Below are 8,504 nucleotides of genomic sequence, written 5' to 3'. Positions count from 1 at the left end.
AAAGACTTGAGAATTTGGCAAAAAGGTATGGAAATTGCAGAAAAATGCTATTTTCTGACTAATCTTTTCCCTAAACATGAACTCTATGGTATGGTCTCACAAATGAAGAGATGTTCCGTTTCTATCTCAAATAGAGGAAATAGGGAATAGGGAACAGGGAACAGTTTAAAATGATACTGACGCCGTTCCCCGTTCCCCGTTCCCTTGTTTTAGAAATGATTATACATTTATTGCCGGAAGAAAGTAGAATGATTATTAGTCTTATTAATTAAAAAGCAATTAGAAAAATGACCTCTGTTCCCCGTTCCCCGTTCCCCGTTCCCCTTCTGTGGGATTGATTTGGGTCATTTCCGTGCCGTGCGATCGCACCAAATCGATTATATCCCCTTTCTTCTCCCCTCGCCGATTTCCCCCCATCTCTGGCTACAGCTACTTGACAAAATCCCTGCCTTGTGCTTTCCTGTATGTGGCCGCATCCCTTCGTCTCGGCATCAGACAGATTCGCTTATTTTACCACAAATTGGGATTTTTGCAAGGAACCCGATCGCCAGTTTGCGTGAAATTTATCACATGGATTCTTCGATGCGATCGCAGCGCGCCTCGGGGATATCCGAGATAATTAAGATATAGCATAACTGGAGAAAAAGCAATGAAAACCACAATTTTAAATACTGCTGCTCTTTTAATCGCCTTATTTTTCGCCACGCCGGTGAAAGCGGAAAACCCCGCCCACGTGCGCCAACTGCTGGAAACCAATATCTGTCCGGGATGCGATTTGGTGGGTGCTGACCTCAGCGGCGCACATGCGATCGGGGCGGATTTGCGAAATGCAGACCTCGCTGGTGCTAACTTGGAAAATGCGAACCTCGAAGGTGCGGATTTGACCGGGGCAAATTTAGAAGGTGCGGATTTGACCAATGCCTTTTTAAATACTGCGACGTTAACCGATACGAATTTGCAAGGAGTTGATTTAACCGATGCGAATCTCTCCTTTTCCAATCTCACCAATGCGGATTTAACGGCGGCGGATCTGTCGGATACGAATTTAATCGGGGCGGATCTCAATGACGCGGAAATGCCTGCAGAAATGCTCGGGCGCGTGCAATAGGCGCGATAAACCCACTCCCCTATTCTACCCCAGTCTGCTATTGTCTGGGAAAGCGGGAAGTGGATGGGATGTTTCGCGGTTCCCTCGGTCGGTTTAGCCACAGGTTCGATTGGAGCAATTTTCTATTTCTTTGAGCAGTTCTTCTAGCAGCAAATTCTCGGCGCGCAGGTTTTCGGTCTCTCGGTCACAGGAGTGGTTGCGCTGTAGTTTATCGCGCACCTGTTTGCGGGTAAATTGGGTGGCTAACAGTCGAATTTGCGGTCGGATGGCTTCTAGGGCGTTTTCGCTGACGCGATGGGCGAGGGTTTGAAATCTCTCGGCTAACTGGGCGATCGCCTCGTCAATATTCATTGCAGATAAAATCAAAAAACAGCTACTTATTTCCTCCCCAAAAGCTGACCGAATCAGGAATCTATACCCACCCAAAGGGTTTTCCGCCCGTCACTTGATTCCTATCGGATGGGTTGATTTATGTGAGATACATTGCCGAGGAGGGGGTATCCCTGCTTCTGGAAACCGGATCCCCGCTGTGGAGTGAATTTGCGATCGCCCCCACCGCCATTTCCGGTTCTGCTGCTTGGCGATCGCCTCGCCAAAATAAGCCATACTTCCATCCGTCGGTTGCGAGGGGCGCGAGCTTTTTAATATAACTTATTACTAACAAGCAATTTTCGGGTAAAAATTAGGAGGCGCGTTCTTTAGCTCATCAGCGATCGCGCCTCATCCCATGATGGCAATTTCCAAATGTCGCAGGAGTAGAATAAAATTTAGAGCTATTGCGTGCCTCCCATCACCTTTTTGAGAGAGGTCAATCCCTTTTTAACGCGACGAGAAACGGTGACCGAACTAATGCCCATGCGTTCCGCCGTTTCTTTTTGGGTCAAATCCTGGAGGAATACGAATTCGAGTACCTTGCGAGTGCCTTCCTCCAACTTAGCCAGACCTTGTTGCAGGCGAAGTCGGTCTTCTTGGGCCAACTGGAAACTGCGATAGCCCAGATCGGGCACCAATTCTCCGAGGGAAGTTGCGCCTTCCTCTTCATCCTGAACTGGAGCATCCAAGCTCAGGGGGGCGCGGTTGCGACAGGCGAGTTTAACTTCCTGCCATTGCATGACAGAAATATCCAGGGCCGCCGCCACCTCAGCATCAGAGGGTTGGCGATTGAGCTGTTGTTGCAAGCGTTGAATTTCCTTAGTGGCTTGCCGTTGCAAGGTCAACCAATTGCGCGGGATGCGGACAGAGGGACTTTTATCGCGCAGATAGTGTTGAATTTCCCCTCTAATGTAAGGAATGGCAAACGAACTGAAGGCATGTCCTTTGGACATATCAAAACGTTCGATCGCCCGAATCAAGCCCAAGCATCCTACTTGTAGCAGATCGTCATAACTTTCGCTACACTGCTGCATCCAGTGATGCACTTCCTTTCTAACCAACCCAAAATTGAGTTGGACGATTTGATTGCGAATTTCGGTAGAAGCGGTGGTTTGGTACTCGCGCAGGAGTTCCAAACTTTCACTTTTGACTCGTTGACTGTTGACGGTTGTAAGCATTCTGAACACCCCGGTAGGTAGCTCCCCTTTTGAGTATGAGCGAATTTTTCTTTCGCCGCAGTGATCTGCCGCACAGTCGGTGCGATCGGTCTCCCAACCGGGTCGCCAAACATGCCGAGGGTGACGATCGCTGCTGCAGCCAGGGGACTGAGTGGAAGGGCACCCCTCGGGAGGGAAAGCGGGGTTGGGGGAGACAGACTGAGGAATTTATTCTTCTTCTAAACTATATTACCTGTTTTCGGTTGGCAACAGCATTAGGGGTGTGATAATCATATCCTTTTAATGACACATTTTTTAGAAAGATTTTGTAAAGACTGGCCGATCGCCGCCAGGATTTGCGGGCAGCAGGGGGCTAGGGGAGTGGTACCCAAAGCACCGCCGTTATCGAGGAATCCTGCCTGAGAAAGCCTTTTGCGTGACAAAACGAACGGTTCGAGCCAAAATAGTTTCAGGGTAGCCAATTGTCCTCAAGACCTCGAGGGTGCTGTCCCTAGAGTATGGAAACCTCAAGGGACGGATCGGACATTTTGCCAGAAGCGGGAGCGATAGCCCGCTTTGCCGAGAGCGCGATCGCGGCGGTCCAAGAAAATACCAGGATTTCTTGACAGAAGTCAGAAACGCGGTGTCAACGGCGATGGCAAATGGTAAATTAACGGCAGCGCCGTTGGGGGGAGGAGAGGGCGGCTGCCCGGGATCCGCCAAAAGCGGGGTCAAATACATAAACCGATATAAAAAAGGAGCGCGTCAGAATCGTGAGCCAAGCAGAAACGCCAAACCTACAATCCGCGCAAGAGGAATTGTCTCATCTGCGCGAAGAGTTGCAAATGCGCGATCGGCTAGTCGAACAGCTTTCGCAAGAGTTGTTCCGCTTAGTCAAAGGGAATAACAACCCAGGCGTCGCCCAAGATATTCCCGATGAATACCTCGCGCAGATGCGCTCCTTGCGCGAACAACTGCAAGGAGTGGAAGAGCAGGTGACATTTTATCAAGAGCAACTGCAAGAGCGAGATGAAGAGATTTATCAACTGCGCCATTCCGTGCAAGAACTCACCGATCGCTCTCGCATGCTCGAGCAAGTGGTGCAAGAACTGCCCGAAATTTATCGGCAGAAATTCGCCGAACGCATGGAAGGAGTGCGCGAAAAGGTGGAAATGCTGCAACGGGAAAACCGCCAGCTTCACGCCGAACTGCAAAGCGTCAGCTATCGCTTAGCGGTAAGAAGCCGTCGCCACTCTGGACGGTTGGAATTGCCAAGCTTGTCGGGATCGCAAGGAGGAGACATCAGTTTGCCATCCTTGGGAAATGCGTAGGATAGCCATCGCGATCGCGCCGGATTGGGGAGTCCAGGAGCGTCCTCAGGGCGACCCTGCCCCCCTCGATCGCATGATAGCCGCACTCAAAGTCGCGATCGGCCAAACTCACCCCGATGTGGAGCCAGAAATCCACCCGGCTCCTCACTTAAGTGAAATTTTAGGCTCCGCATCGGATACCTTAGTCTGCCCCCTCACCCTCAACGTGCCCCCCACCCTGGACTTTCCCGGGCGGGACATCTATCAAACCTGTGCCGATGTGGCGGGATTGCAGACCGAGGTGGTGAGGAAATGGAACTATCCCATCGGCGAGGGCAACTTTTGGTTGCCCATCGTCCTGACTGCCAGAGGGCCGCTTTACGGGGAAGCGATCGCCACGGCATCCGCAGCCACAGCCTCCGCAACCCCCGCCGACCTGGTGTTTCCACCCGCTGCCACCCCCGGGGCCGCCTACCTACAGCCAGTGCATTTCCCCGATGCGCGGCGACAACCCCTCTATGCCTTTGCCCACCAATTGCTCCAGGAGCTATCCGCTCCTCCGGCAACCTATTTGATGCAATTTGGGCTGTTGGAAGACCGCCTCAGCTTCGATCGCCTGTGGCCCTTTCCCGCAACCCCCGCTCTCGCCAGCATCGGCGTTCAAGTCCCCGACTTGTTCGCCTGCCACTGGTACTGCTTAACCCACAGGCCGATTCTCGACCTCACAATCCGCGACTCACTTAAAGCCTAAAGCTCGCCGGGGGTTAAGTGAGGAGCGCCCCCCGGCGATATTTGGGGAAATTCTCTGGGTCACTCTCTCTCGCTGCAGAGGTGGGATGTTTCTTATTCAGGCAGAGAGCCGATGCCAGGAACCGGGCTAGATTGGGGGAAAATGAGCCGATCGCACCCGGAAAACCTCGCACACAGAGGTAAGGAGAAATTAGGCAGCCACCAACCCAGACCGCTTGGTGGGCGCAGACTGGCGAGAAGGGGTGGCGATCGCCGCTTCATAAGAATCGAAAATCTCCAATACCCGATCGAGCTGCGTAATTTCAAAAATCAACCGCACTGGGGGTGGGGCATTGCAAATCACCAAACGACTCGCGCTTTCTCTCGCAGTTCTCAGTGCGCTGACCAACGCAAATAAGCCAGCACTATCTACCAGGTCTACCTCGGACAGATCGATGACAAACAGCGTTTCTCTATGAGCCGCGATCGCCGCCACTTCTGCTTCGATTGCTTTCCCCGTCTCGGCGTCAAGACAATCCTGCGGCCTAAATACGATCGGTTGAGTGATTTGTTCTTGGGACATCTTTGTTTTACCTCAAAAGATATTATATCGAACTGGCCAAAGCCGATTATTGCTGTGAACCTGAAATAATGCTCCCTGTTCCAGCATGGCGGCAATTTCCCCAAACTGGAGTGCCCCCGATCGCCAGATCCATGCGATCGCGATCGCCGACCAGGAGAATTGCCCCCACCCGCAATCGCGATCGGCCAATAATCGCTACATTATACAAACAGATTTCAATTCCTAGAGGTAGTCTATCTTACCTTTTTCAAATTTTTAATTTCCAGTTAATAACAAGCAACCCCCTCAAAGCCGCAAACATTGACAGGATTGCCGAATATAAGTCAATATGTTAGAGAATCGTCAAAATTTCAAGGCTGTGTTGCATGTCGTCTGAGTTAATCTCTGTAGAAACCATCACTGAAATCGCGCATCAATACGGCTATTGGGCAGTTTTTCTGGGAATAACATTAGAAAACGCCGGGATTCCCCTCCCCGGGGAAACCATTACCCTCGTTGGCGGCTTTCTCGCCGGCAGTGGCGAACTCAACTACTGGTTCGTCCTCGGTAGCGCGATCGCCGGTGCCGTCCTCGGCGATAACTGCGGCTACTGGGTCGGGCGAAAAGGGGGCTGGCCCTTCCTGATCGCCCTAGGCCGACTATTTAAAATTTCCGAAAAACAAATCCTAGCCGTCAAAGATAAATTTAGTCAAAATGCCGCCCGGGCCGTATTTTTAGGGAGATTTGTCGCCTTGCTACGGATTTTTGCAGGGCCATTAGCCGGAATTGCCGAAATGCCCTACGGACAATTTCTATTGTGCAACGCAGCCGGCGCAACCCTGTGGGCCAGCGCGATGGTCAGCTTAGCATTCTTTGTCGGTGAACTCATCCCCTTAGAGCAGTTAGTCTCCAGCGTTGCCAAATTCGCCATTTTCGCCCTCGCGATCGCAATCGTTTGGTTTATCGTCCTCCCGTGGTTAGAAGCACGCAGCAGTGCCAAACAACTGAAAGAATGAGCCGCGTATGCCACTCAAAGCGGCAAAAGGCAAAAGAGTTCGGAGATTCTTTTGCCTTTTTTATCCCTTAAAGCACCTTATGCCTCGCCTCTGAGTTTTTTCGACCAAATCCGCGTGGGCAAACCCCAAACGTAGATAAAGCCTTCCGCCGCCTTGTGGTCGAACTTATCCTCAGCGCCATAAGTAGCCAGATCCGGGGTATAGAGAGAATTTTCCGACTTGCGCCCCACAATCTTTGCCTGACCCTTGAACAGTTTCACCCGAATCGTGCCAGAGACTTGTTCCTGAGTCTGTTGGATAAACGCATCCAGGGCCGATTTCAGCGGACTGTACCACAAACCGTTGTACACCAACTCGCTGTAGGTCTGTTCGATACCCCGCTTGTACTGCGTCACATCTTTGGTCAGGGTGAGGCTTTCGAGATCCCGGTGGGCGTCAACAAGGACCAGCAGCGCCGGCGTCTCGTAGATTTCCCGGGATTTAATCCCCACCAAACGGTTTTCCATCAAATCGATGCGGCCCACCCCGTGACGACCCACAATCTCGTTGAGCTGCGAGATCAAGTCGATAGGCGAGAGCATATTGCCATTCAGGGTCGTGGGAATGCCTTTGGTAAAACCGATTTCCACATATTCCGGTTCATCCGGGGTGTTTGCGATCGCCCGCGTCATCAGGTAGATTTCTTCCGGCGGTTCCGTCCAAGGGTCTTCCAGAGGTCCCGCCTCAATGGATCGTCCTAAAATATTGCGATCGATACTGTAAGGGGAAGACTTCTTCACCGGAGAGGGGATGCCAAACCTTTCCCCATACGCAATAGTTTCCTCCCGACTCATGTTCCATTCTCGCGCCGGAACTAGCACCTTGATATTCGGGTTGAGTGCCGCGATCGACACATCGAAGCGCACCTGATCGTTGCCCTTCCCGGTGCAACCATGCGCCACAGCATCCGCCCCATATTTTTCCGCCGCCTCCACCAACAGTTGCGCGATTAGCGGTCTAGCGAGGGCCGTGGAAAGCGGATAGCGATTTTCGTACAACGCATTCGCTTGAATAGCGGGAAACGCATAGTCGGTGAGAAATCTTTCCGTTGCGTCTTCCACTAAGGACTGACTCGCACCGGATTTTAATGCTTTTTCTTGGATAGGCTTGAGTTCTTCTCCCTGACCGAGATCTGCCGCCAGGGTAATCACTTCTTCCACCCCCCACTCTTCTTTTAAGTAGGGAATGCACACCGTGGTATCCACTCCACCGGAATATGCCAAAACGACTTTGGTAGCGCGACCCATTGGTTTCTCCTTTCTCCTCAACACATGACTGAATTGCGCTGCTGCGGGATTCGGGTTTTTTCCCACCCCGAACAGATGAGCATAATCAATTTAGCACCGATTGCTTGTGGTTTTTCGGGGAGCTGAATCGGTTCGCTCGAATTGCGGGAGTTCCAGTTACGTTCTTGTCACGGATTGTTGAGATTGCGCCGACGCGATCGCCTCGCCACCGCGATCGGCATTCCGACAATTTCGCCCCAAGACGTAGCAACACAATGGCAAGCGTCGCCCAAGGAGGAACATCGGCGATCGCCGCCTTTAACACCACCTCGCTCAACGCGATCGCCGAACATTTAGCCGATTTTTTGCCTCAAATGCTTGACAAAATAATAATCTTGTGCTAAATGCAAATCTCGAAGCAAGGCGCAATCCCCACCCATATCATCCGCATCACCCACTGAAGAAGCTAAACGCGAAAGCATGGGGTTACTCCCCATTAGACTAACTATTTTTATAGACTTCAGCCGCTTCTTGAACGATCGCTTTTAGATCCTGAGTATCGAACGGTTTGCTGACGCATTTAAAAACATTTGCTTTACTTTTTATGTCATCCGCATCTTCCAGGGCATCCTCACTGTAACCGGTTAGAAGAATGCCAATTGTATTCGGAAAGCGGTCTTTCGCCTTGCTCAATAATTCTAAACCCGTCATCTCTGGCATACTCTGGTCAGTAATAATCACCGCCACCTCTCCTTGTTCGTCAAACAATTCGATGGCACTCAGAGGACTTTGCGCGCGGATGACTTGAAATTCCCGTCGAAAGGTGCGGTAAAGCAAATCCAGGTTGTCGCGTTCGTCATCAACCACCATTAATTTGAGTTTGGGCATATGTAAAGTTACTCCGCCAATGTTAAACTAAGTAATTCTGTCACCAAAACTACTCGTCTTCAAAACCGGACTTGAGACTTTCACCTCATCCGGCTCC

14 protein-coding genes are annotated in these 8,504 nt (G+C 51.4%); 6 read left to right on the top strand and 8 right to left on the bottom strand.

Translation table 11 applies throughout. The annotated features are described in order from the left end of the window. Window positions 1–27: 27 nt before the first annotated feature. Entirely contained in the window at window positions 28–150 is a 123-nt protein-coding gene (locus AC0QH1_RS14965; RefSeq protein WP_442957318.1) for a four helix bundle protein, read from the top strand. Between the two features lie 129 nt (window positions 151–279). Here AC0QH1_RS14965 and AC0QH1_RS14960 read toward each other — a convergent pair whose 3' ends face one another. After that, window positions 280–417, bottom strand: a complete 138-nt coding sequence (locus tag AC0QH1_RS14960) for a hypothetical protein (RefSeq protein ID WP_324631988.1) — start codon at window positions 415–417, stop codon at window positions 280–282. A gap of 232 nt (window positions 418–649) precedes the next feature. Here AC0QH1_RS14960 and AC0QH1_RS14955 point away from each other — a divergent pair, with 232 nt between their 5' ends. Continuing rightward, entirely contained in the window at window positions 650–1,108 is a 459-nt protein-coding gene (locus AC0QH1_RS14955) for a pentapeptide repeat-containing protein (RefSeq protein WP_324631987.1), read from the top strand. Between the two features lie 93 nt (window positions 1,109–1,201). Here the strand turns inward: AC0QH1_RS14955 and AC0QH1_RS14950 are convergent, their stop codons facing one another. The 3 genes from AC0QH1_RS14950 to AC0QH1_RS14940 all read right to left on the bottom strand — a co-directional run bounded on the left by AC0QH1_RS14950 (window position 1,202) and on the right by AC0QH1_RS14940 (window position 2,658). Further along, a complete protein-coding gene (locus AC0QH1_RS14950; protein WP_324631985.1) occupies window positions 1,202–1,474 on the bottom strand; it encodes a hypothetical protein in 273 nt (90 codons plus the stop codon). A 103-nt stretch (window positions 1,475–1,577) separates the two neighbouring features. After that, window positions 1,578–1,772, bottom strand: coding sequence for a hypothetical protein (locus AC0QH1_RS14945; RefSeq protein ID WP_324631984.1), 195 nt, complete (start codon window positions 1,770–1,772; stop codon window positions 1,578–1,580). A gap of 109 nt (window positions 1,773–1,881) precedes the next feature. After that, a complete protein-coding gene (locus AC0QH1_RS14940) occupies window positions 1,882–2,658 on the bottom strand; it encodes an RNA polymerase sigma factor SigF (protein ID WP_324631983.1) in 777 nt (258 codons plus the stop codon). Between the two features lie 752 nt (window positions 2,659–3,410). On the opposite strand from AC0QH1_RS14940, the gene AC0QH1_RS14935 reads away from it, so the two are divergent. Together AC0QH1_RS14935 and AC0QH1_RS14930 are read left to right on the top strand one after the other, a co-directional pair. Further along, window positions 3,411–3,968 (top strand): Npun_F5560 family protein, encoded by a 558-nt coding sequence (locus AC0QH1_RS14935; RefSeq protein WP_324631982.1) that lies wholly within the window; start codon window positions 3,411–3,413, stop codon window positions 3,966–3,968. After that, window positions 3,961–4,698: a hypothetical protein gene (locus AC0QH1_RS14930; protein ID WP_324631981.1), complete on the top strand. Its 738-nt coding sequence runs from the start codon at window positions 3,961–3,963 to the stop codon at window positions 4,696–4,698. Before AC0QH1_RS14935 ends, AC0QH1_RS14930 begins: the two co-directional genes overlap by 8 nt. Window positions 4,699–4,887: 189 nt before the next feature. On the opposite strand, the gene AC0QH1_RS14925 is transcribed toward AC0QH1_RS14930, so the two are convergent. Then, a complete protein-coding gene (locus AC0QH1_RS14925) occupies window positions 4,888–5,259 on the bottom strand; it encodes an STAS domain-containing protein (protein ID WP_324631980.1) in 372 nt (123 codons plus the stop codon). Between the two features lie 12 nt (window positions 5,260–5,271). Then, window positions 5,272–5,448: a hypothetical protein gene (locus AC0QH1_RS14920; protein ID WP_324631979.1), complete on the bottom strand. Its 177-nt coding sequence runs from the start codon at window positions 5,446–5,448 to the stop codon at window positions 5,272–5,274. 176 nt (window positions 5,449–5,624) lie between these two features. On the opposite strand from AC0QH1_RS14920, the gene AC0QH1_RS14915 reads away from it, so the two are divergent. Further along, window positions 5,625–6,254: a DedA family protein gene (locus AC0QH1_RS14915; protein ID WP_324631977.1), complete on the top strand. Its 630-nt coding sequence runs from the start codon at window positions 5,625–5,627 to the stop codon at window positions 6,252–6,254. 77 nt (window positions 6,255–6,331) lie between these two features. On the opposite strand, the gene AC0QH1_RS14910 is transcribed toward AC0QH1_RS14915, so the two are convergent. Beyond that, window positions 6,332–7,540 carry an argininosuccinate synthase gene (locus AC0QH1_RS14910; protein WP_324631976.1) on the bottom strand — a complete coding sequence of 403 codons (1,209 nt, stop codon included), beginning with the start codon at window positions 7,538–7,540 and terminating at the stop codon, window positions 6,332–6,334. A gap of 164 nt (window positions 7,541–7,704) precedes the next feature. On the opposite strand from AC0QH1_RS14910, the gene AC0QH1_RS14905 reads away from it, so the two are divergent. Next, entirely contained in the window at window positions 7,705–7,923 is a 219-nt protein-coding gene (locus AC0QH1_RS14905) for a hypothetical protein (protein WP_324631975.1), read from the top strand. 97 nt (window positions 7,924–8,020) lie between these two features. Here the strand turns inward: AC0QH1_RS14905 and AC0QH1_RS14900 are convergent, their stop codons facing one another. Next, on the bottom strand, window positions 8,021–8,407 hold the full coding sequence (locus tag AC0QH1_RS14900) for a response regulator (protein ID WP_324631974.1): 387 nt from the start codon (window positions 8,405–8,407) through the stop codon (window positions 8,021–8,023). Between the last annotated feature and the right edge of the window lie 97 nt (window positions 8,408–8,504).

This window comes from Phormidium sp. CCY1219 (assembly GCF_055795085.1).
Note: the sequence above shows the minus strand (reverse complement) of the source record. Positions and strands in the feature narration are given on the sequence as shown.